The 25,536-nt window shown below is 67.7% G+C and carries 21 protein-coding genes and 1 pseudogene; 6 read left to right on the top strand and 16 right to left on the bottom strand.

What is annotated here, in order from left to right; translation table 11 throughout:
- Positions 1-152 precede the first annotated feature (152 nt).
- The gene (locus N7607_RS07300; protein WP_279869223.1) at positions 153-587 is read left to right on the top strand and encodes a CBS domain-containing protein; all 435 of its coding nucleotides are present in this window, start codon (positions 153-155) and stop codon (positions 585-587) included.
- 145 nt (positions 588-732) lie between these two features.
- On the opposite strand, the gene N7607_RS07295 is transcribed toward N7607_RS07300, so the two are convergent.
- From N7607_RS07295 to N7607_RS07285, 3 genes and pseudogenes are all read right to left on the bottom strand, one after another.
- Positions 733-1,074: a hypothetical protein gene (locus N7607_RS07295; RefSeq protein WP_279869221.1), complete on the bottom strand. Its 342-nt coding sequence runs from the start codon at positions 1,072-1,074 to the stop codon at positions 733-735.
- A 160-nt stretch (positions 1,075-1,234) separates the two neighbouring features.
- Positions 1,235-2,323 (bottom strand): polyamine ABC transporter substrate-binding protein, encoded by a 1,089-nt coding sequence (locus N7607_RS07290; RefSeq protein ID WP_279869220.1) that lies wholly within the window; start codon positions 2,321-2,323, stop codon positions 1,235-1,237.
- Positions 2,324-2,349: 26 nt separating this feature from the next.
- Positions 2,350-3,377 (bottom strand): annotated as a pseudogene (locus tag N7607_RS07285) (histone deacetylase family protein).
- A 270-nt stretch (positions 3,378-3,647) separates the two neighbouring features.
- Here N7607_RS07285 and glsB point away from each other — a divergent pair.
- Positions 3,648-4,568, top strand: a complete 921-nt coding sequence (gene glsB / locus N7607_RS07280) for a glutaminase B (RefSeq protein ID WP_279869219.1) — start codon at positions 3,648-3,650, stop codon at positions 4,566-4,568.
- A gap of 201 nt (positions 4,569-4,769) precedes the next feature.
- Here the strand turns inward: glsB and N7607_RS07275 are convergent, their stop codons facing one another.
- The 3 genes from N7607_RS07275 to N7607_RS07265 form a co-directional block, all read right to left on the bottom strand.
- Positions 4,770-8,021, bottom strand: coding sequence for an autotransporter outer membrane beta-barrel domain-containing protein (locus N7607_RS07275; RefSeq protein ID WP_279864572.1), 3,252 nt, complete (start codon positions 8,019-8,021; stop codon positions 4,770-4,772).
- 81 nt (positions 8,022-8,102) lie between these two features.
- Positions 8,103-9,095 carry an asparaginase gene (locus N7607_RS07270; RefSeq protein ID WP_279864573.1) on the bottom strand — a complete coding sequence of 331 codons (993 nt, stop codon included), beginning with the start codon at positions 9,093-9,095 and terminating at the stop codon, positions 8,103-8,105.
- Between the two features lie 113 nt (positions 9,096-9,208).
- Entirely contained in the window at positions 9,209-10,657 is a 1,449-nt protein-coding gene (locus N7607_RS07265; RefSeq protein WP_279864575.1) for an alanine/glycine:cation symporter family protein, read from the bottom strand.
- 163 nt (positions 10,658-10,820) lie between these two features.
- Between N7607_RS07265 and N7607_RS07260 the strand changes: the two genes are divergently transcribed.
- Both N7607_RS07260 and N7607_RS07255 read left to right on the top strand, forming a co-directional pair.
- Positions 10,821-11,639, top strand: a complete 819-nt coding sequence (locus N7607_RS07260) for a helix-turn-helix transcriptional regulator (protein ID WP_279864576.1) — start codon at positions 10,821-10,823, stop codon at positions 11,637-11,639.
- A gap of 76 nt (positions 11,640-11,715) precedes the next feature.
- Positions 11,716-12,414 carry a hypothetical protein gene (locus N7607_RS07255; RefSeq protein WP_279864577.1) on the top strand — a complete coding sequence of 233 codons (699 nt, stop codon included), beginning with the start codon at positions 11,716-11,718 and terminating at the stop codon, positions 12,412-12,414.
- Positions 12,415-12,417: 3 nt separating this feature from the next.
- On the opposite strand, the gene N7607_RS07250 is transcribed toward N7607_RS07255, so the two are convergent.
- The 3 genes from N7607_RS07250 to N7607_RS07240 all read right to left on the bottom strand — a co-directional run bounded on the left by N7607_RS07250 (position 12,418) and on the right by N7607_RS07240 (position 14,237).
- Positions 12,418-13,089, bottom strand: coding sequence for a GNAT family protein (locus N7607_RS07250; protein ID WP_279864579.1), 672 nt, complete (start codon positions 13,087-13,089; stop codon positions 12,418-12,420).
- Positions 13,086-13,529 (bottom strand): GNAT family N-acetyltransferase, encoded by a 444-nt coding sequence (locus N7607_RS07245; RefSeq protein WP_279864580.1) that lies wholly within the window; start codon positions 13,527-13,529, stop codon positions 13,086-13,088. The genes N7607_RS07250 and N7607_RS07245 overlap by 4 nt, the downstream gene beginning before the upstream one ends.
- 84 nt (positions 13,530-13,613) lie before the next feature.
- Positions 13,614-14,237 carry an FMN-binding negative transcriptional regulator gene (locus tag N7607_RS07240; RefSeq protein WP_279864582.1) on the bottom strand — a complete coding sequence of 208 codons (624 nt, stop codon included), beginning with the start codon at positions 14,235-14,237 and terminating at the stop codon, positions 13,614-13,616.
- A 90-nt stretch (positions 14,238-14,327) separates the two neighbouring features.
- On the opposite strand from N7607_RS07240, the gene N7607_RS07235 reads away from it, so the two are divergent.
- Positions 14,328-15,794: a PLP-dependent aminotransferase family protein gene (locus N7607_RS07235; protein WP_279864583.1), complete on the top strand. Its 1,467-nt coding sequence runs from the start codon at positions 14,328-14,330 to the stop codon at positions 15,792-15,794.
- A gap of 590 nt (positions 15,795-16,384) precedes the next feature.
- On the opposite strand, the gene N7607_RS07230 is transcribed toward N7607_RS07235, so the two are convergent.
- A complete protein-coding gene (locus tag N7607_RS07230; protein WP_279864584.1) occupies positions 16,385-17,809 on the bottom strand; it encodes an aspartate ammonia-lyase in 1,425 nt (474 codons plus the stop codon).
- 340 nt (positions 17,810-18,149) lie between these two features.
- Between N7607_RS07230 and N7607_RS07225 the strand changes: the two genes are divergently transcribed.
- Positions 18,150-19,064, top strand: coding sequence for a LysR substrate-binding domain-containing protein (locus tag N7607_RS07225; protein WP_279864585.1), 915 nt, complete (start codon positions 18,150-18,152; stop codon positions 19,062-19,064).
- Here the strand turns inward: N7607_RS07225 and N7607_RS07220 are convergent.
- From N7607_RS07220 to N7607_RS07195, 6 genes are all read right to left on the bottom strand, one after another.
- Positions 19,061-19,858 carry a transporter substrate-binding domain-containing protein gene (locus N7607_RS07220; protein ID WP_279864586.1) on the bottom strand — a complete coding sequence of 266 codons (798 nt, stop codon included), beginning with the start codon at positions 19,856-19,858 and terminating at the stop codon, positions 19,061-19,063. The two genes, N7607_RS07225 and N7607_RS07220, sit on opposite strands and share 4 nt — an antisense overlap.
- A gap of 72 nt (positions 19,859-19,930) precedes the next feature.
- Positions 19,931-21,253 carry a sigma-54 dependent transcriptional regulator gene (locus N7607_RS07215; protein ID WP_279864587.1) on the bottom strand — a complete coding sequence of 441 codons (1,323 nt, stop codon included), beginning with the start codon at positions 21,251-21,253 and terminating at the stop codon, positions 19,931-19,933.
- A gap of 10 nt (positions 21,254-21,263) precedes the next feature.
- Positions 21,264-23,114, bottom strand: a complete 1,851-nt coding sequence (locus tag N7607_RS07210; protein WP_279864588.1) for an ATP-binding protein — start codon at positions 23,112-23,114, stop codon at positions 21,264-21,266.
- 165 nt (positions 23,115-23,279) lie between these two features.
- A complete protein-coding gene (locus N7607_RS07205) occupies positions 23,280-24,014 on the bottom strand; it encodes an amino acid ABC transporter ATP-binding protein (protein WP_279864589.1) in 735 nt (244 codons plus the stop codon).
- Positions 24,011-24,679, bottom strand: a complete 669-nt coding sequence (locus N7607_RS07200; protein ID WP_192399768.1) for an ABC transporter permease subunit — start codon at positions 24,677-24,679, stop codon at positions 24,011-24,013. Before N7607_RS07200 ends, N7607_RS07205 begins: the two co-directional genes overlap by 4 nt.
- On the bottom strand, positions 24,676-25,422 hold the full coding sequence (locus N7607_RS07195; RefSeq protein WP_279864590.1) for an amino acid ABC transporter permease: 747 nt from the start codon (positions 25,420-25,422) through the stop codon (positions 24,676-24,678). Before N7607_RS07195 ends, N7607_RS07200 begins: the two co-directional genes overlap by 4 nt.
- Positions 25,423-25,536 lie beyond the last annotated feature (114 nt).

Here is a 25,536-nt window from a genome sequence, read left to right as displayed (position 1 = left end):
CTCTCGGTCAGGCGATCGCCACCCGCTTCCGGGTTGCCGTGGCGCCAGTGAATTTCTCAATGGCCGCCATGAATATCTCCATTTGGCCCGTGCCGAGCCCCTTGCCCGATGCTTCGCCCCACAGACGCGAACACAGGACAAGGGGGATTCGCATGAAGACCGTAGCGCAGATGCTCGGCAGCAAGACGCAGCAGAGCGTACACACCGTGGCAGCCGAGGCGAGCATGCTCGAGGCGCTGCAGCTGATGGCCGAGCACAATGTCGGCGCCCTGCCGGTGACCGAGCAGGGCCGCCTGGTCGGCATCGTCAGCGAGCGCGATTACGCGCGCAAAGGCGTGTTGCAGGGGCGCTCGTCGATCGGCACGGCGGTGCGCGAGGTGATGAGCGTACCGGTGGTGACGGTACAGCCACGACAGAGCATCCGCGAGTGCATGAGCCTGATGACCGACGGCCACCTGCGCCATCTGCCGGTGGTGGAGGGCGAGCGCCTGCTCGGCCTGCTGTCCATCGGCGACCTGATCAAGGAGACGCTGGCCGAGCAGGATGGCCTGATCCAGCACCTGGAGCAGTACATCCGCGGCGAGTGAGGCCCAGGCTGTACGAAAGGTGCCTGCGCTCGGTGATGCTGCGTTAAAAACAGGCTCAGAATGCTCATTTACAGCAGGTAAACTCCGCTTCTTCGCCTGTTTTTGCCTTGCCTGACCTTCGCTCGGCGACTTTTCGTACAGACCCCTAGCTCTGCGGCTGCGTTTCGGTTTCCGCTGCCGGCTCCGCTGGCGCTTGCTCCTCCTGCTTCTCGCACACGCCGTTGGCGCCCTGCTTGCCGGTGTAGGAAATCGTGGGCGTGCCTTTGCCATCCAGGCTGATGGAGATGGTCACGCCCTCGGCCCTGGCCTCGTAGTACTGCTCGCTGAACTTGCTGAGGATGGCCTGCTTGTCGTTGATGAACACCGGGCCGCCGGCGTCGGCGCGCACGGCCAGATCGGTGGGGCAGGTGACCTCGAATTTCGGCAGGCTGGCGGCATGGGCGCTGCCCATGACGAGCAGGGCGGCGGCGAGCGGCAGTGTGTTCATCGGTGTGCTCCTGGCAGGTGTCGGCGTGCGTTGCGCCTGTGGTCCTGACCAGTGAACTAAGCAGCCGTCCGCCGGCTTGTCCAAGCGCTTCGTCAGTTGCCGCTGCGCTGGGCAAAAAAAGACCGGCCAAGTGGCCGGTCTCGGGTACTGCGCGAACGGCTCAGTTGCCGGTCTTGATCTTGCTCCAGGCGCGGGTACGGGCGCGCTCGGCGGCACGCGGCAGCGGCTCGAGGGTGTAGAGCTTCTGCATGGCCTCGGCGGTCGGGTACAGGTTGGGGTTGGTGCGGATCGACTCGGCGACCAGCGCGGTGGCGTCCTTGTTCGGGTTGGGGTAGCCGACGAAGTCGGAGATCGGCGCGATCACCTGCGGCTGCAGCAGGAAGTTGATGAAGGCGTGGGCCTCGTCGATGTTCTTCGCGTCCTTCGGAATCGCCATCAGGTCGAACCAGATCGGCGCGCCTTCCTTGGGCAGGCGCATGTCCACGGTCACGCCGTTCTTCGCCTGCCTGGCGTTGTTGGCGGCCTGCGAGAAGCTGCCCGAGTAGCCCACGGCCACGCAGATCTCGCCGTTGGCGATGTCGCTCATGTACTTGGAGCTGTGGAAGTAGCGTACGTGCGGGCGGATCTTGCTCAGCAGCTGCTCGGCCTTGGCGTAGTCGGCCGGCTCCTTGCTGTTGGGCGACAGGCCCAGGTAGTGCAGGGCCAGCGGCAGGATTTCCGACGGCGAGTCGAGCAGGACCACGCCGCACTGCTGCAGCTTGGCGATGTTCTCTTCCTTGAAGATCAGGTCCCAGCTGTCCACCGGCGCGTTGTCGCCGAGGGCGGCCTTGACCTTGTCCGGGTTGAAGCCGATCAGCACGGTGCCGTACATGTAGGGCACGGCGTACTGGTTGCCCGGATCGTTGGCCTCGATCAGCTTCATCAGCTGCGGGTCGAGGTGCTGCCAGTTGGGCAGCAGCGAACGGTCGAGCTTCTGGAACACGCCGGCCTCGACCTGCTTGGCCAGGAACACATTGGACGGCACCACCAGGTCATAGCCAGAGTTGCCGGTGAGCAGCTTGGCCTCCAGCGCCTCGTTGGTGTCGAAGATGTCGTAGGTCAGCTTGATGCCGCTGTCCTGCTTGAACTGGGTCAGGGTTTCCGGGGTGATGTAGTCGAACCAGTTGTAGACCTTGAGTTCGCGGTCGGCGGCCTGGGCCGTGCCGGCCAGGGTCAGGCCGCAGAGCGCGGCGGCGAGCAGTTTCTTCATTTTATTTTTCTCCTGTGCAGGGCGCTTTAGGCGCCCTGGAAGCCTTCGAGCACGTTGACGGCGTTGATGCCGATTTCGGCGACGGCATAGCCGCCTTCCATGACGAACAGCACCGGCTTGCCCAGCGCGGCGATGCGTTCGCCCATGCGCAGGTAGTCCGGGCTGTCCAGTTTGAAACTGGAGATCGGGTCGTTCTGGTAGGTGTCGACGCCGAGGGACACCAGCACCACGTCCGGGCCGTAGGCGGCGATGCGCTGGCAGGCGGTTTCCAGGGCGGCGCCCCAGAGGTCCCAGGCGCTGCCGGCGGCCAGCGGCAGGTTGAGGTTGAAGCCCTCGCCACGGCCGGCGCCGGTCTCGTCGGCATAGCCGAGGAAGTGCGGGTACTCGAAGCTCGGGCAGCCGTGGATGTTGGCCACCAGCACGTCATCGCGGTCGTAGAAGATCGACTGGGTGCCGTTGCCGTGGTGGTAGTCGACGTCGAGGATGGCCACCCGCGCGGCGCCCTGGTCGAGGAAGGCTTGAGCGGCGATGGCCACGTTGTTCAGGTAGCAGTAACCGCCCATCACGTCGACGCTGGCGTGGTGGCCCGGCGGGCGGCACAGGGCGAAGGCGCTGTGCGCGCCGGCGGCGATCTCGGCCTGGCCGCTCAGGGCGATCTGCGCCGAGCTGTACACCGCCTGCCAGGTGCCGGCGGTGATCGGTGCGAAGCAGTCGAAGCTGTGGAAGCCGTACTGGCCGTAGAGGTCGTTGGGGCGCTTGGCGCGCAGATGCCGGGCCGGGAACACGCCGGGCAGGAAGTCGGCCGTGTTGCCCTGGGCGGCCCAGCCGGCCCAGCCTTCTGCAGGAAGTCCAGATAGTCACCGGTGTGGATGCGGGCGATCGGCGCCAGGCCGAACTCGCGGGGTGCCAGCACTTCGCCGATGTTGCGCTCGCGCACGCGGGCCAGCACGTGATCGGCGCGCGCCGGCATCTCGAAGCAGGGTTTGAATTCGCCGCCGACCATCTCGCCCTGGGCGTGGTGCAGGCGGTGGTCGTCGCTGTAGTAGGTCAGCATCTTGTTGTTCTCCTCGATGGGCTGGGCGAATTGTTGGCTGGCCCGGTGAGCGGGGTGAACGATAACGGCGGCCAACAAAGGGATAATTACGGTCAACCTGCCTGCCGAGATAGCCGATGGGCAGGGCGAATCTTCTGTGGGAGCCACCTTGGTCGCGAAGCTTTTGCCCCTGCTGCCATCGCGGTCAATCGGAATGCCGCTCCCACCGGCTGTGATGGCGAGCATGCCGCCGGCGTCTATTTCGGCACCCGCACACGCACGAGGCCGACCATGCAGGCGCTGTTGAACGAGATACTGGACCAGGTGCGCCCGCTGCTGGGGCGGGGCAAGGTGGCCGACTACATCCCGGCGCTGGCCGAGGTGGCGGGTGACCGTCTGGGGATCGCGGTGCTGGGCGTGGATGGCAGCCTGCACACCGCCGGTGACGCCGCCGAGCCGTTCTCGATCCAGAGCATCTCCAAGGTGTTCAGCCTGGTGCAGGCGATCCAGCATTCCGGCGAGGACATCTGGCAGCGCCTCGGCCACGAGCCGTCCGGCCAGCCGTTCAACTCGCTGGTGCAGCTGGAGTTCGAGCGTGGCCGGCCGCGCAACCCGTTCATCAACGCCGGCGCCCTGGTGATCTGCGACATCAACCAGTCGCGCTTCGCCGCCCCGGCCCTGTCCATGCGCGACCTGGCCCGGCGCCTGGCCGGCAACCCGCTGCTGGTGTCGGACGCCAAGGTCGCCGAGTCGGAGTACCAGCACCGCGCGCGCAACGCCGCCGCGGCCTACCTGATGCAGGCCTTCGGCAACTTCCACAACGAGGTCGAGGCGGTGCTGCGCAGCTACTTCCACCACTGCGCATTGGCCATGAGCTGCGTCGACCTGGCCCGCGCCTTTGGCTTTCTGGCCAACCAGGGCCTGTGCCCGCGCAGCGGCGAGCCGATCCTCACGCCGCGCCAGACCCAGCAGGTCAACGCGATCATGGCCACCAGCGGCCTGTACGACGAGGCCGGCAACTTCGCCTACCGCGTCGGCCTGCCCGGCAAGAGCGGCGTCGGCGGCGGCATCGTCGCGGTGGTGCCGGGGCGTTTCAGCATCTGCGTGTGGTCGCCGGAGCTGAACGCCGCCGGCAACTCCCTGGCCGGCATGGCGGCGCTGGAGTTGCTCAGCGAGCGGATCGGCTGGTCGGTGTTCGCGCCGTTGGCTTGAATCGTAGGGCGGGTGAAACCCGCGGGGGGAAATGCGCGGGTTGCACCCGCCCTACGCCGGAAGCCCTCACCCCCGGCCCCTCTCCCGGGGGAGAGGGGAGTGTCGGAGCTGGATGGGATCTAGTCGGTAGCCCGGACTTCAGTCCGGGGCACCCCTGCCAGCTCCCGGACTGAGGTCCGGGCTACATCGCTGGCTTGGCTCTTAGAAGCGCGCCTGCCACTGGGCGATCAGCGCGTGGTTCTGCGCATCGCTGCCCAGCTCGCCGCTGTAGCCCAGGCCCAGACTCTGCTCGGCGCTGAGGCCGAGGTCGACGCCGGCCTCGACCAGCAGGCTGTTGCGGTCCAGCGCTGCGCCTTCGACGCTGAAGGCGTTGCCGCCGGTGAGGAAGGACTGCCGCGCACCGCTTTGCAGGTCGCCGTAGGTGTGGCGCCAGCCCAGGCTGGCGCGCGGGGTCAGGCTCATGCCGTTGTCCAGCGTGCCGAGGTGGGCGACGCGTACGCCGAGGGTGCTGCTGACGTTGTCCTGGTCTTCCTCTTCCACGCGCAGGGCGGCGGCGCCGCCTTTCTCGCTGTAGCTCTCGTGGCTGTAGCGTTGGTAGCCGAGGGCGGCGAACGGCTCGGCGAGCAGGCGACCGTCGGCCAGCTGGTAGCCCAGCTCGGCGAAGACCTGCTGGCTGTCGGCGTCGTAGTCGGCGCGCAGGTGATCGCGGAAGCCACTGAAGTCGACGCGGCGCTCGGCGTTGTTGTCGTGCTGGCTGTAGGCGGCACCCAGGCGCAGGGCCAGCGGGCCGCTCTGGCGCTGGGCGTAGAGGCCCAGGTGCAGGCTGTCGATATCGTTGCCGGCGCCTTGGTCGGCGTCCACGTCGGTACGCCCGTAGCCACCGAGCACGCCCAGACGCCAGGCGCTGCCCAGGGCCCAGTCGGCGCCGAGCACGGCGCCGGCGCTGTCCTGGCGAATGTCGCCACTGTCGGCATCCAGCTTGCCGTGGCTGCCCAGGCCCTGCAGCCACAGGCGGCCGGCGGCGTGCGGGTCGTTCAGGTTGCGGGCGTCGCGCGGCACGCCGCTGGCGGCCAGTTGCGGGCCGTCTTCGCGCAGCAGGGCGGCCTGCAGGTTGCCGCTGCCGCCCATCTGCTGCATGGCCGAGAGCATGCTGGCGCCGACTTGGGCGCCGCCGGCCAGGGTTGCGCTGGCGATGCTGGCGTTGCTGCTGCCGGCCAGCTGTTCCAGGCCGCGCTGCGCCTGCTCCGCGTCGCTGCCGAGCAGAGTCTGGTAGAGCTGGCCGTCGCCGCTGCCCTGAATGGCGTCGGCCACGTTGCGACCGTTGCCGCTGCTGGCCAGGTCGGCGAAGTCCAGGTCGTTGCGCAGTAGCTGCAGCTCGACGCTGTCGGCGTCATAACTCAGCTCGGCGGTGAGGAAGGCCAGGTTGCTGCTGACCGAGGCGAACTGGCCGCTGATGCCGCCACCGGCCTGCAGCACCTGGTACTGGCCGATGCGCGGATAGTCGCCGGCGCCGCCGACGATGCTCAGGCTGGCGCCGGCGATGCTGGCGCTGCCGCCGACCGAGGTGGGCGCGTGGCTGCCATCGGCGGCCACGTCGAGGATCAGCTTGGCGCCACCGGCCAGGCTCAGGTCGCCCTCGACCCGCCCGCCACCGAAGCCGGCGCCGCTGGCGACCTGCACGTCGCCCTGGATGCGCCCGAGGTTGCGCAGGCTGCCGCCGAGCACGTCGACGCCGGTGCCGAAGTCGTCGCTATCCAGGGTCCAGGCACCTTGAGCCACTTGCAGCTGCTCGAAGCCGAGGGTGTCGGCCAGACTGCCACCGGCGGCATCATCGAGCAGCACCAGGTCGTTGCCGGCGCCGCCGTTGATGCTGCCGATGAACTGGCTGCCGCCGAGCACGAACAGCTGGTCGTCCCCGGCGCCGAGGTCCACCGCCAGGCCGTTCTGGCCTTCGATCAGGCCGGCGTTGCTGAGAACGTCGGCGCCCGCGCCCATCTGCACGGCCGCGGCGGCGGTGGTGCTGCCGAGCTGGTCGACGCGGGTGGCGTCGGCGCCACCACGGATCACCCCGCCGCTGCGGTTGATCAGCAGGTCGGCGTAGTCGCCGACCAGGCCGATGGCGGCGTCCTCGGCGCCGATGATGCTGCCGGCGTTGTCGATGCGCGCCGCGCCGCCATGCGCGGAGTCGGTGCCGCGCCCGCTGGCCGAGGCGCTGCCGCTGGCACCGTCGTCGATCAGGATGCCCTTGGACTGGCCGAAGATGCTCGCGCCGGCGAGGTTGATGATGGTGCCGCCCCCGGCGGCGATGCCGTCCGCGCCATTGGGGTTGCCGCCGGAGTCCAGGCCGCCGGCGCCCAGACCCTCGATGCGCCCGTGGTTCTCGACATAGGCCATGCCGTCGATGTCGACACCGTCGCCATCGCCATTGCTGGTGGTCTGGCCCAGGCCCTCGTGGTCGAAGACGTTGCCCGCGCCGGCATAGCGGCCGCTGATCAGGCCATGGTTGAACACCACGCCGTGGCCGTCGAGGCCGACGCCGGAGCCGTTGTGGCCGATCAGGCTGCCGTCGGCGTAGTTGACCACCACCGGGTTGGCGATGCTCACGCCGTTGGTGGTGACGCCATCGACCACCTTGGCGAAGGTCACGCCGTTGCCGTCGGCGCTGGTGACGATCAGCCGCTCCAGGCCGAACAGGTCGGCATCGGCGTCGGCCGCCAGCGGGTCGCCGCCGTCGATGGCGTGGCGCGGGCCTTCGATGCTGCCGTGGTTGAGGATGGCCACATTGCCGCGGGCGTTCTCGATGGCCACGCCGTCGGCGGCGGAGTAGTCGTTGGTGCAGGTCAGGTAGTCCGGGCAGCTGGTGTTCACTGTGCCGGTGGAGACGATGCGTCCGTAGTTGGTCAGGGTGAAGTTGCTGCCCAGGCGGATCGCGTCGTTGCCAGTGGCGCTGATCAGTGCGTCGCGGTTGTTGGCGGCGCCGTTGATGATCTGGTTGCCGGTGCTGCTGTAGTCGGCGTCGGCCTTGATCGCCCGCTCGCCGTTCACCGAAACGCCGCTCTGGGTGATGCTGCCCTGGTTGTCGATGATGTATTGCCCGGCGGCGCGGTTGAGGCGGATGGCCACGCTGCCGGCGGCGTCGATCAGCCCGCCTTCCTGGTTGCTGATGGTCAGCACGGGCGTGCCGCTGTTGGCGTCGATGGTGCGACCGGTTCCGGTCTGCTGAATGGTGCCGGCGTTGCTCAGGGTCGAGGTGCCGCTGCCGACGCTCACCGCCACCGTGCCGCCGCTGCTGCTCAGCGTACCGCCCTGCTGTACCACGCCGGCGCCGGTCAGGCTCTGGCCACTGTTCACCATGCTGCCGGTGGTGACGGTGAAGCCGGCGGCGAAGGCCGGGCCGGCGATGGCGGCCTGCAGGGCCAGGACCAGGGGGAGAGGGCGCAGGAGCGGATTCATGCTGGGTCACCAGTCGTTGGAATAATAAAGCCAGCGACTATGCCCAGAACGTATTACGGAATTTTGAAGGCCCCGCGTCCCTCAGTCGGCGCACTCTCCGCACAGATCGAAGACGAACAGGCGCTCCACCTCGGCCTGGGGCAGGCCGGCGCCGAGCAGGCTGAACAGCTTGGCCAGCGCGGCCTCGCGGGTCATGCCGGTGCCGCTGACCAGGCCGGCCTCGGCCAGGGCGCTGCCGGCGGCGTACACCTCGAAGTCGACATGGCCCTGCGGGCACTGGCTGATGGCGGCCAACACCACGCCGCGCTCATGGGCTTCACGCAGCACGGCGAGGAACTCGGCATCGTCCGACGGCCCGGTGCCGCTGCCGTAGCATTCCAGCAGCACGCCTTGCACATCATCCGCCAGCACGGCGCGCAGCTGGGCGGCGCTCAGGCCGGGGAACAGCGGCTGCACGGCCAGGGTCACCGGGCGGCGCGGCTGACGGTAGTGCAGCGCCGCGGGCAGCTCGTCGAGGCGCGCCGCGTGGCGTGGGCGATGCATGTTGGCGAAGGCATCGAAGGCCTCGCTCTTCAGCTTGCTGGCGCGGGCACCATGCAGCAGCTGGCCGTCGAAGAACAGGTGCACGCCGGGCAGGCAACCCTCGCTGAGCGCCGCCAGGGCGCCGAACAGGTTGGGCCAGGCGTCGCTGCCCGGGCTGCCCACCGGCAGCATGGAGCCGGTCAGCAGCACCGGCACCTCGATGCCCAGCAGCAGGAAGCTCAGCGCCGCGGCGCTGTAGGCCAGGGTGTCGGTGCCGTGCAGCAGCAGCACGGCATCGCAGCCGTCCTCATCCACGGCCTGGACGATGGCGTCGCGCATGGCCAGCCAGTTGGCCTGGCGCATGTTGGCGCTGTCGATCGGCGGGCTCAGTTCGCGGAAGCGCCAGGCCGGCGCCGGGCGCTCCGGGTGCAGGGCCTGCTCGGCCTTGAGGCGATCCTCGAAGCCGGAAGCCGGGGCCAGCCCGGCCTCGCTCATCTGCATGCCGATGGTGCCGCCGGTGTAGAGCACCAGCAGGTTCTGCGAAGGGTTCATGCGCGTATCCGATCAAATGACGTGGGCGGTCTCGCCCGAGTGTAAGACGCTGGGCAGAGCTGGGACCAAGAAAAAGGGGGCTGTGTGCCCCCTTTTTTCATACCCGATATGACTCAGCGCTGATGCTGGCTGTGGCCGATCTCGGCGCTCTCGCTGAGAGGGCTCTCGGCCTTGCTCGCACCGGCCCAGACGCTCGGGTCGAGGTCCAGATCGGCGAACTGCTTGGCGTCCAGCACCGGGCTGGCGACGCCGGCCTTGATCTGCGCATCGTAGTCACGCATCAGGCGCAGGCCGACGTTGAACAGCATGAACACGGCGAACAGGTTGACCAGTGCCAGCAGGCCCATGGTCACGTCGGCGAAGCCGAACACGGTGGACAGGTCCTGCATCGAACCCCACAGCACCAGGCAGATGACCAAGACGCGGTAGACCTGCACCAGCCAGCGCTTGCTGCTGAAGAAGCCCAGCGCGTTCTCGCCCAGGTAGTAGTTGTACACCAGGGTGGTGAAGACGAAGAGCAGCAGGGCCATGCTGACGAACACCCGGCCCCACTCGCCGACCTGGGCCGCCAGGGCGCTCTGGGTCAGGACCACGCCGGCCATCTCGCTGCCCGGCTGGTAGACGCCGGAGAGCAGGATGATCAGCGCGGTGCTGGTGCACACCAGCAGGGTGTCGATGAACACGCTCAGCGACTGCACGATGCCCTGGGCGGCCGGGTGCTTGACCTCGGCCACGGCGGCCACGTTCGGCGCACTGCCCAGGCCGGCTTCGTTGGAGAACAGGCCGCGCTTGACGCCCATGATGATGGCCGCGCCGATGCCGCCGGCGAAGGCCGGCTCCAGGCCGAAGGCGCTCTTGACGATCAGCGCCAGGGTGGCCGGCACGTCGGAGACGTTCATGCCAATCACCACCAGGGCCATGCCGATGTAGGAGAAGGCCATGATCGGCACCAGCACGTCGGCCATGCTGGCGATGCGCTTGATGCCGCCGAAGATGATCAGGCCGATCACCGCTACCAGGGCGATGCCGCTGAAGTGGGTAGGCAGGCCGAAGGTGTCATGCAGCGAAGTGGCGACGGTGTAGGACTGCACGGCGTTGAAGCCGAAGCCGAAGGTCACCAGCAGCAGGATCGAGAAGACGATCGCCAGCCAGCGCAGGCCGAGGCCGTGCTCGATGTAGAAGGCCGGGCCGCCGCGGTAGCTGCCGTCGGGCTCGCGGCGCTTGTACAGCTGGGCCAGGGAGCATTCGAAATAGCTGGTGGCCATGCCGAGCAGCGCGACCAGCCACATCCAGAATACCGCGCCCGGGCCGCCGAGCATGATGGCGACGGCTACACCGGCGATGTTGCCGGCACCCACGCGGCCCGCGACCGACAGCATCAGGGCCTGGAACGAGCTGAGTTGACCGGGCTTACGCTGGAAGGCTTCGGCGAAGATGCTGAACATGTTGCCGAAGTAGCGGAACTGCACGAAACGCGAGCGGATGGAGAAGTACAGGCCGAGACCGACCAGGGCGACGATGAGGACCTTGCTCCAGAGCAGGTCGTTGAGGAGATCGAGCATGATGGGTTGTCTCTCTTGTAGTTATGCGTGATGACCGCCGGTACAGCACGCGCGGCTGGCGCATGGTCGACCCGGCAGGCGCCGTGGGCAATTTCGCGGGTTGCGGCGAGTTGGCGCTACCTGATGCTAGAATCGCGTCGCTCGCATCACCAGGAAAGGCTCTATGTCGGACACTCTAGGCGACAACCTCAAGCTGCTCTGCAGCCATTACCGTTCGATCGCCGAGGTTTGCCGCAAGCTGGCGATCAATCGCGCCCAGTTCAACAAGTACCTTAGCGGCCAGAGCCGCCCGACGCCCTACAACCTCAAGCGTATCTGCGACTTCTTCGGCGTCGAGGACTACGAGCTGCTGCTGCCGCCGGAACAGTTCAGCCGCCTGCTCGGCGCCCGCGAACCGGGCCAGGTGGCCGGCAAGCGCGCCGACGCGCTGGTCGAGCTGCTCAAGCCGCTGCGCGAGCAGACCGGCAACCTGTCGCGCTACTGCGGCTACTACTTCGAATACTCCAACTGCATGTCGGTGCCGGGCATGGTGCTGTTGTCGCTGGTGCACCTGCGCGAAGAGGACGGCGACTTCCTGTTCGAGCGCCAGGAACGCCAGGAGCGCTCCGCCAGCAGCGACGTGCAGGGCGAGGACTGGGTGCGCTGCCGCTACCTGGGCGCCGCCTTCCAGCTGCAGGACCGGCTGTTCCTGATGGACTACGAGTCGCTGACCGTCAACGAGATGAGCCAGACCATCCTCATCCCCAGCTACAAGAGCCGCATTACCCGCCTCAACGGCCTGAAGACCGGCGTCTCCAGCGGCGACCGACGCAACCCGGCCTGCACCCGCGTGGTGTGGGAATACCTGGGCGCTGAGATCAACCGCATCAGCGCCTACCGCCAAGTGCGCCTGTACCGCCCGGACGACCCGCGCATCGACGACGACGTGCGCCAGCGCCTGGCCGTGGCGCCGCTGAAGAACGGCCTGTTCGAAATCGAGTAGGGCGGCGAATCAAAGCGCAGCGGCAAGGTCGTATGGATGCCAGGGCGACAGCTGCCCCATCAAGGAGTGATAGAGCGTGTTGGCAATCTATGGGTCGAGGGCGCTGCTGCGCCGTCTTGTGGTTGTGTCGCTGTGTCTGCTGGCCGTCGGTTGCAGCAGTCTGTCGGGCCAGGGCTATCTGTTCACCCAGGACAGCCAGCCGCTGCAGTTGGCCGAGGATGTCACGCTCAAACAGGGGCATATGCGCCTGGAGTTCAACCCCGATCCCTGGCTGCTGGGGCGTCTGCGCCTGCATGACGAGCGCTCCGCCTTCAAAGCCTGGGTGTCTTCCGGTGACTACGCCGGCAACTCCTTCTTCATCGACAGCCAGGACAGCGGCCTGGCCTACGACATCCAGGCGCGTTGGCAGGAAGTTCGCACGGAAACCGCCGAGCGCGACGAGTATGAGTCGTGTACCACGTCCGGCTACTGCAGCCAGCCGGTGAACCGCCTGGACTGCGGCCGCAAGAGCTACCGCGAAGGCACGGAGCGTTACGAGGACCACGAGGACGACAGCAATTGCGAGGAAGAATCGACGGTGGAGCAGGGCCACTTCTCCGACTGCCCCGGCCACCGTCAGGTGCGCAAGCGCTACCAGGTGTACAAGCTGCTGGTCAGCCTGGAGTTCCGCGAGCCCTTCAGTGATCGCCCACCGGTGGCCGAGTTCGATGGCGAGAGCCGCTATCGCCAGCGCCTGCTGGATACCATCAGTGAGGGCGAGTGCCGGGTATACTGAACCTCAGGCGTGCAGCTCCTCCAGCCTCTTAATCTGCTTACCATCGGCATCGAAGTTGTCCGTCGCCAGCCAGTGCTGGAAGGCGGCGCGGCACTGCGGCCATTCGCTGTCGATCAGCGCATACCAGGCGGTGTCGCGGTTCTCGCCCTTGATCACCATATGCTGGCGGAAAAGTCCCTCGTAGCTGAAGCCGAAGCGTTCGGCGGCGCGCCGGGAGCGGGCGTTCCTCGAGTTGCACTTCCACTCGAAGCGGCGGTAGCCAAGGGTGTCGAAGGCATGCTGCGCCAGCAGGAACACCGCCTCGGTGGCTCCCGGCGTGCGTTGCATGGCGCCGCCAAAGGCGACGTGGCCGAGCTCGATGCAGCCATCCTTGGGTGTGATGCGCAGATAGGCGAGCAGGCCGAGAGCGCGTGCGCTGGTCTGCTCGACCACGGCATAGAACTGCGGATCGCGGCTCTCGGCATTGCCGGCCAGCCAGGCATCGAAGGCCGCGTGCTCGGTGAAGGGGCCGTAGGGCAGGTAGTCCCACAGCGCCGGGTCCGGGCCCTGCAACTCCTGCCAGAGATCATCGCCATGCCGGGCGGTATCCAGCGGCTCCAGGCGAATGAAGCGGCCCTGCAGCGGGTCATGTGGCGGGAAGGGTCGTGGCTGCCACTGGCTCAGGTCGGCGCTCATCCCAGCAGCTTCCGGTACTGGATAAAGCCGGAGCGGTCGGCGATGCGGTCGTAGAGCATGCGCCCCTGGTAGTTGGTTTCCTGGGTCAGCCAATGCACGCGACTGGCGCCGGCGGCCGCCGCCTCGGCGTAGACGTATTCGATCAACGCGCGGCCGATGCCGCCGCCGCGGATGTTTTCCGCGACGTACAGGTCCTGCAGATAGCAGTAGTCGCCCGTGGTCCAGCAGCTGCGGTGGTAGATGTAGTGCACCAGGCCCACGGCCTCGCCGTCGCGCCAGGCCAGGGCGGCGTGCATCGGCTCGGCCGGGTCGAGGAAGCGCTGCCATGTTAGGGCGCTGGTCTCGTCGGCGATCGTGGCGTTGTAGAAGCGCTGGTAGCCCTGCCAGAGCGGTAGCCAGGCGGCATGGTCGGCGGCGGTGATCGGGCGGATATCGAGCATGGTTCCTCCTTGGTATGCGAATGCGGGTGGGGCCTTCCCCTCTCCCTAACCCTCTCCCCAGCGGGGAGAGGGAACTAGTGGGGCTCAGGTCATGCGCGCCGCCAGTTCGAGGTCGCGTGGGTTGGATGAGGCGTCGAGGCCATCGCGCACGCCGACCTGGTCGATGGCCGAGCGGTTCTGCCCGAGCTTCCATTTGCCATCCAGGCGGCGGATCGGCAGGGCGAAGCCGACGATGGCGCGCAGCATGGCGTCGATGTAGTCGCGCGGCGCATCGCTGACCGCCCAGGGCCGGGCGCGGCCACTCTCGTGCTGGTCGCTGAGGCGGCTGACTATCTGCAGCAGGCGCTCGGGATCTTCGATCAGCTCGACCGGGCCGCGGGCGTGCACGGCGATGTAGTTCCAGGTCGGCACCACCTTGCCGTGCTCGGCCTTGGCCGCATACCAGCTGGGGCTGATATAGGCGTCCGGGCCGGAGAACACGGCCAGCGCCTCGGCGCCGCCCTGCAGCTCGCGCCAGTGCGGGTTGGCCCTGGCGAAGTGGCCGTAGAGGGTACCGAACTCGCCTTCGCCGGGCTCCAGCAGCAGTGGTAGATGGCTGGCCTGCACGCCTTCTGCGCCGGCACTGGTGAGCAGAGCGAAGGAGCTGGCCTGCATCTGCGCGTGCAGCTCGGCGAGGTCGTCCTGGCGGAACGAGGCGGGCATGTACATGGGGGCGGCTCCTGGCGGAATGACTCCATGCTAGGCAGGATATTGGTCCGTTGTAAGATCCATTTCACGTCAGTTCTATGGAGCCAATCCATGTCAGCCATGCCGCCATTGCCGGTCGATCTTTCCGGCATTCGCCTCGATCCCGACCAGGGCCTGGCGCGCCAGCTGTACCAGGCCCTGCGCGAGCGCATCCTCGATGGCCGTCTGGGTGGAAATACCCGCCTGCCGGCCAGCCGCGATCTGGCGGCGTTGCTGAACATCTCGCGCAATACCGTGACCCGCGCCTTCGACCAGCTGTATGCCGAGGGCTATGTGGAGGGGCGCGTGGGCGATGGCACCTACGTGGCCGACCTGGCCAACGAGCGCCCGGCCGCGCAGCCGTTGGCCAGCGGCCCGGCACCCAGCGCGGCGCTGCAGCGTCTGCAGCATCATCATCTGCCGCCGCCGGTTACGGGCGCGCCACGGGCCTTTCGCATCGGTGTGCCGGCCTTCGATCTGTTCCCCTTCGAGACCTGGGCGCGGCTGCAGGCGCGCTTCTGGCGCAAGCCCTCGGCGGCGCGCCTGGGCTATGGCGACCCGGCCGGCGATGCGGCCCTGCGCGAGCTGGTGGCCGCCTACCTGCGCAGCAGCCGCGGGCTGAACTGCGCCCCGGCGCAGATAGTGATCACCTGCGGCGCCCAGCAGGCCATCAGCCTGTGCGCCCAGCTGCTGGTGCAGCCTGGCGAGCGGGTGGCCGTCGAGAACCCCGGCTACCGCGCCGCCGGTCATGCCTTCGCCGTGGCCGGTGCCGAGCTGTGCGGCGTGCCGGTGGATGGCGATGGGCTGGATACCACTGCGCTGGCCGCCATCGAGGATTGCCGGCTGGTGTATGTCACGCCCTCGCACCAGTACCCCACCGGCGTCACCCTGTCGTTGGCGCGGCGCCTGGAGCTGCTGGAGTGGGCCGAACGCCGCGACGGCTGGATCATCGAGGACGACTACGACGGCGAGTATCGCTACAGCGGCACCCCGCTAACGCCTCTGGCGGCGCTGGATCGACAGGGGCGGGTGCTGTACGTCGGCACCTTCTGCAAGATCGCCTTCCCGGCCCTGCGCCTCGGCTACCTGGTGTTGCCGCCGGCGCTGACCGAGGCCTTCGCCCGCCGCCGCGCGGTGGACATGCGCCATTCGGAGATCGGTACCCAGGCGGTGATGGCCGAGTTCATCGCCGCCGGGCATTTCCAGCGCCATGTGCGGCGCATGCGCCAGGCCGCACGGGCCCGCCTGGAAGCGCTGCTGCGCGACTGGCCCACGGTGATTCCCGGCTGCGCGGCCCTGCCGAAGGTGGAGGCCGGCCTGCACCTGTGCGTGCGGGTCGACAGCCTGGCCCGCGAGCGCGAACTGGTCGGCGCCGCCCGCGCCGCTGGCGTGGAAATGAACGGGCTCAGCGACTATTGGCTGCCGCACAGCCTTGAGCCGGAGGATGCCCGCGCCGGGCTGGTGCTGGGTTTCGCCGCCGTGCCCGAGGCGCAGATCGGCGAGGCCATCGCCACGCTGCGCCGGGCCTGGAAGCTGTAGCCCGGATGCAATCTGGGAATGTCGGCGGCTCCGCTCCCGGATTGCATCCGGGCTACGGTGATTAGCATATGTAGGGTGGATGTCGCTTTACCTATCCACCGGGGGCGGTCCCGATGGTGGATGAAAAGAGCGTCATCCACCCTACGTTGCTGCGCAGGGCTTGGAGGCTATAGCCCGGATGTAATCCGGGAATGCCGGCGGCCCCGCTCCCGAATTGCATCCGGGCTACGGTGATTCGCAGATGTAGGGTGGATGGCGCTTTACCCATCCACCGGGGCGGTCCCGATGGTGGATGAAAAGAGCGTCATCCACCCTACGTTGCTGCGCAGGGTTTGGAGGTTGTAGCCCGGATGCCATCCGGGAATGCCGCGACCCCGCCCCCGGATTGCATCCGGGCTACGGTGATTCGTGGGTGTAGGGTGGATGACGCTTCACCCATCCACCGGGGCGGTCCCGATGGTGGATGAAAAGGGCGTCATCCACCCTACATTGCGCGCGGCAGGGCATCCGCGCCGGAATAAAAAAGGGATGGCCGAAGCCATCCCTGGAGGGCAAGAGGCGTGGGGCTGCCCCTCGGTCGATGAAGCGGATCAGCCCTGCAGCGGCACCAGGCGCGGCGCGATCATGTTTTCCGGGCGGAGGATGTCGGCCAGGGTGGCGTCGTCCAGTAGCTTCTCCTCGCGCACCAGTTCCAGCACGCCGCGGCCGCTTTCCAGCGCCACCTTGGCGATGCGCGTGGCGTTCTCATAGCCGATATAGGGGTTCAGCGCGGTGACCAGGCCGATGGAGTTCTCCATCAGCTCGCGGCAGCGCTGCTCGTTGGCGCTGATGCCGTCGATGCACAGCTCGCGCAGCATATCCATGGCGCGGGTCAGCAGGCGGATCGAGTCGAGGATCTTGTAGGCGATCAGCGGCTCCATCACGTTCAGCTGCAGCTGGCCGCCCTCGGCCGCCATGGTCAGGGCCAGGTCGTTGCCGATCACTTCGAAGGCCACCTGGTTGACCGCTTCCGGGATCACCGGGTTGACCTTGCCCGGCATGATCGAGCTGCCCGGCTGGCGCGCTGGCAGGTTGATCTCGTTGATGCCGGTGCGCGGGCCGCTGGAGAGCAGGCGCAGGTCGTTGCAGATCTTCGACAGCTTGACCGCGGTGCGCTTGAGCATGCCGGAGAACAGCACGAAGGCGCCCATGTCCGAGGTGGCCTCGATCAGGTCGGCGGCCGGCTTGACCGGGTGGCCGCTGATGATCGCCAGGCGCTGCACGGCCAGCAGCTGGTAGGCCGGGTCGGCGTTGATGCCGGTGCCGATGGCGGTGCCGCCCAGGTTCACTTCAGTGAGCAGGGCCGGGGCGAGCATCTTCAGGTGCTGCAGATCTTCGCCGAGGGTGGTGGCGAAGGCACGGAATTCCTGGCCGAGGGTCATCGGCACGGCGTCCTGCAGCTGGGTACGACCCATCTTCAGCACGTGGCCGAACTCCAGACCCTTGGCGGCCAGCGACTGGATCAGCTTGTCGAGGGCGTTGAGCAGGCTGTCGTGGCCGAGCAGCAGGCCGACGCGGATGGCGGTCGGGTAGGCGTCGTTGGTCGACTGCGCCATGTTCACGTCGTTGTTCGGGTGCAGGTGTTCGTACTGGCCTTTCTCATGGCCCATGGCTTCGAGCGCAATGTTCGCGATGACTTCGTTGGCGTTCATATTGGTCGAGGTGCCGGCGCCGCCCTGGATCATGTCGACCACGAACTGCTCGTGGAACTCGCCCTGGATGATGCGCGCACAGGCGGTGCTGATGGCGGTGTGCTTGGCGGCGGACAGGTGGCCCAGCTCGCGGTTGGCGTCGGCGGCGGCCTGCTTGACCATGGCCAGGGCGATCACCAGTTTCGGGTAGTGCGACAGCGGTACACCGGACAGTCGAAAATTCTGCACGGCACGCAGGGTCTGGATGCCGTAGTAGGCCTCGGAGGGGACTTCGAGCTTGCCGAGCAGGTCTTTTTCGATGCGGGTGGATGCAGCAGCGGACATGATGTCTTCTATCTCTGGGAAATACGGCTTGGCGCCGCGATGCCCAATAATCTAGGCTTCCTGCCGTTTGTCGGCCAATGCTGTTAGTGGCTATGGTATGCACAAACGGCATAATGTCGCCGTGACCTGGGTTCGATGTCGCGCGTGCATAATTTGCAACGGTTGTTGGGGTGCGAGCTGGCCAGGGGACCCTCACCCGGCCCTCTCCCAAGGGGAGAGGGAGTTGTTCGTGCAATAGGAATACCCGAGCTTGCAAGGCAGCCCGGCGCCGCCCCCTCTCCCTCCGGGAGAGGGCTGGGGTGAGGGAGAAAATCCCGCTGCGATCAAAAGTGAGGAAGCGATGAATCTGGAAACCAAATGGCTGGAGGACTTCGTCGCCCTGGCCGCCACCCGCAGCTTTTCCCAGGCGGCGGAGAAGCGTTTCGTCACCCAGCCGGCCTTTAGCCGGCGCATCCGCAGCCTCGAAGGCGCGCTGGGCCTGACCCTGGTCAACCGCTCGCGCACGCCGGTGGAGCTGACCGAGTCCGGCCAGCTGTTCCTGGTCACGGCGCGCAGCATGGTCGAGCAGCTCGGCGAGGTGGTGCGCCACCTGCACCATGTCGAGGGCCAGCAGGGCGAGGTGCTGCAGATCGCCGCAGCGCACTCGCTGACCCTCGGCTTCTTCCCGGAATGGATCGGCCGCCTGCGCCGCGAAGGCCTGCCGCTGTCCACCCGGCTGGTGGCGACGAACGTCGGCGAGGCAGTGCACTCGTTGCGCGAGGGCAGCTGCGACCTGATCCTCGCCTACTACGACCCGGACGCGGCCCTGCAGCTGGCGCCGGATATCTTCCCCTCGCTGCACCTGGGTACTACCTCGATGCTGCCGGTGTGCGCGGTGGGGGAAGACGGCGTGCCGCTGTTCGACCTCGATGCCGGCCTCAGCGTGCCGTTGCTGGCCTACAGCGCCGGGGCCTTTCTCGGTCGCTCGGTGAATCAGCTGCTGCGCCAGCGCGCGCTGCGTTCGACCACGGTGTACGAGACGGCCATGGCCGATAGCCTGAAGACCATGGCCCTGCAGGGCCTCGGCGTGGCCTGGGTGCCGCGCCTGTCGGTGACCATGGAGCTGGCCCGTGGCGAGTTGGCGGTGTGCGGCGGCGAACAGTGGCAGGTGCCGCTGGAGATCCGCCTGTACCGCTGCGTGCTGTCGCGCAAGGCGACGGTGCGCCTGCTGTGGCGCAAGCTGGAAGCGGGGATGGGTAGCGAGGTGAGCCGCTAGAACTGCAGCGCGCTTTCCAGCTCGTCACCCGACAGGTAGGCGGACAGCAGCCTGCGCAAGGTGCCATCGTCACGCATGCCCTGCATGAGGGTGGCCATACGCTGGTAGTCCTGATAGGAGAAGTGTGCCTTGCTCAGGGCCAGGTGATGGGGAATGGGAGGGGTCTGGGGCGACCAGTCCATGATTCTCACGCGATTCTCCAGCCCCAGCTCGGCCAGCTCCTTGCGGTAGAACAGCGGCAGGGAAAACACGGTATCGACGCGGTTGCCCGCGTCCAGCATGAGAAACAGGTTGTGGATGCTCGGCACCTTGATGACCCGGCCCTGCACGGCCAGCTGCGCGACCAGTTCGTCGTAGGTCGGGCCATGGCGGAAGCTGCGCACCACGGCGACGCGTGCGCGTGGGTCGGCCAGCAGATCGGCCGGCTCGCGCAGGTCGGAGCGGGTGGTCAGCGCCATGTTCTTCTGCGCGTGGTAGGGGATGAAGTAGGCGAAGCTGTCGCGCTCCGCGACGCGTATGGCGGACACCGTCATGGACAAGGTGCCGTCCTGCAGCGCTTTCCAGATCCGCGCCCTCGGCTGCTCGAAGGTGTCAAAGCGGTAGCCGCCGCGCCTCATCAGCTCGTCGACCACATCGCGGTCGAGTCCCTTGCCCTGCGAATACAGTAGCCCCGCCTGGTAGAAGGCCAGGCTGTAGACCTTGTCAGGCGCTGCACCCGTAGCCGCCGACAACCCCGTCGAGAGCGCTGTGCTGAAGATCAGGCAGAGAGCTCGGCGAAATAGCCTAGGGGTCATGGTGGTGCTCGGGCGTGGGGTGAGTCTGCAGTGTGGCATGCCACGGCCAGCGCGCCAGCGCCTGCCTGTGCTTCACAGCCCGTACTTCTTCACCTTGTCGAACAGGGTGGTCTTGGCCATGCCCAGGTCCAGGGCGGCCTGGCTGAGGTTGCCGGCGTGGCGTTCCAGGGCGGCGCCGAGCAGGTTGCGCTCGAAGGCTTCCACCGCCTCGGCGAAACCCGGGCCGCTGCCGTCCGGGGCGGCGTCGCTCTTCTTGAACACCGGCAGGCCGAGGGCGAAGCGTTCGGCCACGTTGCGCAGCTCGCGCACGTTGCCCGGCCAGTCGTGGGCCTGCAGGGTGGCGGCGGTGCGCCGGTCCAGCTCCGGCAGGGCACGGTCGAAACGCAGGGCGGCGAGCTGCAGGAAGTGCTCGAATAGCAGCAGGATGTCCTCGCGCCGATCACGCAGCGGCGGCAGCTCCAGGGTCACCACGTTGAGCCGGTAGTACAGGTCGCTGCGGAACTCGCCGCGCTGGCCCAGCTCGGCCAGATCGGCCTTGGTCGCGGCGATCACCCGGCAGTCCACGCTGATCGGCTGGTTCGAGCCGAGGCGTTCCAGGCTGTGTTCCTGCAGCACGCGCAGCAGCTTGATCTGCAGGGCCAGTGGCATGCTCTCGATCTCGTCGAGGAACAGCGAGCCGCCGTCGGCATGCTCGATCTTGCCGATGCGCCGTTTGCCGGCGCCAGTGAAGGCATTGGCCTCGTGGCCGAAGATTTCGCTCTCGAACAGGCTCTCCGGCAGGCCGCCGCAGTTCAGCGCGACGAACTCCTTGGCCTGGCGCCGGCTGAAGTCGTGCAGGCAGCGGGCGACCAGTTCCTTGCCGGTGCCGGTCTCGCCCTCGATCAGCACGTTGGCGCCGGTATCGGCGACGTTGGCGATCAGCTCGCGCAGCTGCTGCATGGCCGGTGAGCGGCCGATGATGCGCTGCTCCAGGGCCTGGCGTCCGGCCAGCTGGCGGCGCAGGGCGCTGACCTCGCGGGCCAGGCCGCGTTGTTCGAGGGCACGGCGCACCACCTCGACCAGGCGCTCGGGGGAGAAGGGTTTCTCGATGAAGTCGTAGGCGCCGTCGCGCATGGCGCCCACCGCCATGCCGATATCGCCGTGGCCGGTGATCAGCACCACCGGCAGGCTCGGGTCGCGGCGCTTGAGCTCGGCCAGCAGCTGCAGGCCGTCGATGCCCGGCAGGCGGATATCGCTGACCACTATGCCGGCGAAGTCGCCATCGATGCGCGCCAGGGCCTCCTCGGCGCTGCCGACGCCCTCGCTGGCGATGTCCTCCAGCTGCAGGGCCTGCTGGCAGCCGAGCAGCACATGCGGGTCGTCCTCGACTATCAGTACGGTCAGCGCTTCAGTCATCGCGGGGCTCCTACAGGGGCAGATCGAGGATGAAGGCGCTGCCGCCTTCCTCCGGGTGGCGCACCACCAGGCTGCCGCCGGCGGCGGCGGCCAGGCTGGCGGACAGGGTCAGGCCGAGGCCCAGGCCCTTCTCGCCCGGCTTGGTGGTGAAGAACGGCTCGAACAGATGCACGCGCACGTCCGGCGGGATGCCGGCACCGCTGTCGCGCACTTCCAGGCGGTAGCTGGCGCCGTGCTGCGCGCCGTTCAGCCACAGCTCGCGGCGCGGCTGTTCGCGCAGGGCGTCCAGCGCGTTGCTCAGCAGGTTGACCAGGATCTGCTCCAGGCGGGTCTGGTCGATGGCCAGGCGCGCCTCGGCGAACTCGCGGTGCAGGGTCGGACGCTCCTGCTCGACGCGGCTGTGCAACAGGAACAGCGCCGCCTCCACCGCCTGCTCCAGGCTGGCCTGGCCGTGGTCGCCGCCGCGTCGGGCGAAGGCGCGCAGGCTGCCGGTGATGCGGCCCATGCGGTCGACCAGCTCGCCGATGGCCTGCAGGTTGCTGCCGGCGGTGTCCAGCGCGCCGCGTTCGAGGAAGCGCGCGGCATTCGCCGACAGGGTGCGCAGCGCCGCCAGCGGTTGGTTCAGCTCGTGGGCGATGCTGGTGGACATCTGCCCGATCACCGCCAGCTTGCCGGCCTGGACCAGGCCGTCCTGGGCCTGGCGCAGGTTGGCCTCGGTCTGCTGGCGCTCGCGCACCTCGGCCTGCAGCAGCAGGTTGCTGGCGGAGAGGTCGAGGGTACGCTCGGCGATCTTGCGTTCCAGCTCGTTGTTGGCCCGCTGCAGCGCCTCGCGGGCGGCCAGGCGGGTGGCGATCACCTTGCGCCGCTGGTTCAGCGCCAGGCCGCCGAAGATCAGCAGGGCGCAGACCACGCCGGCGAGCAGGCCGTGGCTGGCGGCGGTGCGGCGCTGCTCGGCCAGCGGCGTGAGCAGAGTCAGGTGCCAGGCGGTGTCGTTGAGTGCGCGGGTCTGCTGCAGGTAGTCCAGCGGCTGGCCGGCGGGACCGTCCAGGCGCACTTCCTGCAGGCCGTCGCCGAGCTCGCGGCTGGCCAGCGGTTGCAGTTCCTGCAGGGTTGCCCAGTGGTACTGCAGGCTGCGCGCCAGGCGCTCGCGGCGGGCATCATCCAGCGGCCGCACGGCCTTGAGCCGGCGCGCCGGGTCGCTGGAGAGGATGATGATGCCGTTCTCGTCGCTGACATGGGCCTCGACGCGGGCGTCGGCCCAGCGCTTTTCCAGGGCGTCCAGGCGCACCTTGACCACCGCCACGCCAATCACCCGGCCGTTGGCGCGCAGACCGTGGGCCAGGTAGTAGCCGGGCTCGCCGGTGGTGCTGCCGACGCCGTAGAAGCGCCCCGGCTCACCGCGCACGGCCTGCTTGTAGTAGTCGCGGAACGACAGGTCTTCGCCGAGGAAGCTGCTCGGCTGGTTCCAGTTGCTGGTGGCGACCACCCGGCCATCCAGGTCGAGCACGTACACGGCGAGGCTGCCGGCGCGCTGGTTGAGACCTTCGAGGTGATCGTTGAGGCGCTGCCGGCGGTAGCTACCAGGAGTCAGCAGCAGGCGGCTGACGCCACTTTCCAGCTCCAGCAGGCTGGGCAGGTAGGTGTACTTGCCGATCTCGCTCTCCACCGCGCGAGCGTTGAGTTCCAGCTGGCGCTCGCCGCTAGCGGCCAGGTCGCGGATGCCGATCGCCTCGCTGAGCCGGTAGCCGGCGTAGCCGCAGCCGAGTACCAGGGCGATGCCCAGCAGGGTCAGCAGCAGTTGGCGGAGCAGGTGTGGCTTCACGGCGAGGGCGGGCGGGACGCTGGGGGACAGGCATTGCATCACAGTAGGCCCAGGCTGGGTAGGTTGGGCGAGAGGGGCCTATGGGCTCCCTCACCCCCGGCCCCTCTGGACTCGCCACGTCCTTGTGGCTCGGCCTGCGGCCAGCTGGCGCTGCCCAAATCGGCTTTCCTGCCGATTAGTCCAGGGGGAGAGGGGTGGTTTCGCTTAGTGCTGGAGGATCTTGTTGAGGAACTGCTGGGCGCGTTCCGAGCGAGCGTTGATGTCGCCGAAGAACTGCTCCTTGGCGCAGTCCTCGACGATCTGCCCGCGGTCCATGAAGATCACCCGGTCGGCGACCTTGCGCGCGAAGCCCATCTCGTGGGTCACGCACATCATGGTCATGCCCTCGTTGGCCAGCTGCACCATGACGTCGAGCACCTCGTTGACCATCTCCGGGTCGAGGGCCGAGGTCGGTTCGTCGAACAGCATCACCACCGGGTCCATGGCCAGGGCGCGGGCGATGGCCACGCGCTGTTGCTGGCCGCCGGAGAGCTGGCCGGGATGCTTGTGCGCATGGGCGGAGAGGCCGACCCGCTCGAGCAGCTTGAGGCCTTTCTCGGTGGCCTCGGCCTTGCTGCGGCCGAGCACCTTGATCTGGGCGATGGTCAGGTTCTCGGCGATGGTCAGGTGCGGGAACAGCTCGAAGTGCTGGAACACCATGCCGACCCGCGAGCGCAGCTTAGGCAGGTTGGTGTTCTTGTCGGCGATGGAGGTGCCGTCGACCACGATGTCGCCCTTCTGGAAGGGCTCCAGGGCGTTGACGCACTTGATCAGGGTCGACTTGCCGGAGCCGGACGGGCCGCAGACCACGACCACTTCGCCCTTGTTCACCGCGGTGCTGCAAGCGGTCAGCACCTGGAAGTCCCCGTACCACTTGTTGACGTTCTGGATGGAAATCATACGGCTAACCTTTTCTGCAGGAGCTTGACCAGCTGCGAGGCGGCAAAGCTGATGGTGAAGTACACGAGGCCGGCGAAGATCAGGAACTCATGGGGCTGGCCGAGGATGTCGCCGCGCGAGCGGGCGGCGTTGAGGAAGTCCATCAGGCCCACGGTGTAGACCAGCGAGGTGTCCTGGAACAGGATGATGCTCTGCTGCAACAGCAGCGGCGTCATCTTGCGGAAGGCCTGCGGCAGGATGATCAGGCGCATGCTCTGGCCGTAGGTCATGCCCAGGGCCGAGGCGGCGCCCATCTGGCCCTTGGGGATGGCCTGGATGCCGGCACGGACGATCTCGCTGAAGTAGGCCGCCTCGAACATCACGAAGGCCACCAGGCACGAGGTGAAGGCGCCCACCGGGGTGTCCTCGCCGGTGATCCAGCGCAGCAGGAACGGCACCGCGAAGTAGAACCAGGTGATCACCAGCAGCAGCGGGATGGAGCGGAAGTAGTTGACGTAGGTGGCGGCGAAGCCCGACAGCAGGCGGTTGTGCGACAGGCGCATGATGGCCAGCAGGGTGCCCAGCACCACGCCGCCGATCACGCCCAGCACCATCAGCTGCAGGGTCATCAGCATGCCGTTCCACAGGCCCGGCAGGGCCGGGACGATAGCGCTGAAATCCATCATTTGCCTCCCGCGGCGATCAGGCCCGGCACCGCGACCTTCTTCTCGATCAGGCGCATCAGCAGCATCAGGCTCATGTTCAGGGTGAAGTAGATCAGCGTGGCCAGGGTGAAGGCCTCGAACAGGTTGGCGCTGAACTCGGCGGTCTGTTTGGTCTGCGCCAGCAGTTCCATGAGGCCGATCAGCGAGGCCACCGAGGAGTTCTTGAAGATGTTGAGGAACTCGCTGGTCAGCGGCGGAATGATGATGCGGAAGGCCTGCGGCAGCAGGACGTTGGCATACACCTGCGGCAGGCGGAAGCCCAGCGCGTAGCCGGCGGCCAGCTGGCCCTTGGGCAGCGCCTGGATGCCGGTGCGCACCTGCTCGCAGACGCGGGCGGCGGTGAACAGGCCGAGGCACACCACCACGCTGAGGAAGGCCGAGGTGGCCGGCGACAGGTCCTGCTTGAACCACATTTCCAGCGGCTCGGGCAGCAGGTCCGGCACCAGGAAGTACCAGAGGAACAGCTGCACCAGCAGCGGTACGTTGCGGAAGACTTCCACGTAGCAGGTGGCGAAGCCGCTGATCCAGCGGTTCGGCACGGTGCGCATCACGCCGAGCAGGGCGCCCAGCGCCAGGGCGATCAGCCAGGCGGTGAGGGCGATGGCGATGGTCCAGCCCAGGCCGGTGACGAACCAGTCCAGGTAGATCTCGCTGCCGATGCCGGTGGACTTGAAGAACACGCCCCAGTCCCAGTTGTAATTCATCTTGGCTACTCACGATCAGGGCGGACAGGAGCCGGGGCCGACACGGTCCCCCACCGCGGTTGACGGTGGTGCTCCTGTCCTAATTTGCAGAGGTGAGGCGGCGCCGCTCTTGTG

This window comes from Pseudomonas sp. GD04019, from assembly GCF_029837695.1.
In the GTDB taxonomy this organism is placed as follows: domain Bacteria; phylum Pseudomonadota; class Gammaproteobacteria; order Pseudomonadales; family Pseudomonadaceae; genus Aquipseudomonas.
The sequence above is the reverse complement of the archived record's forward strand: the minus strand, read 5'-3'. Positions and strand labels throughout refer to the sequence as shown.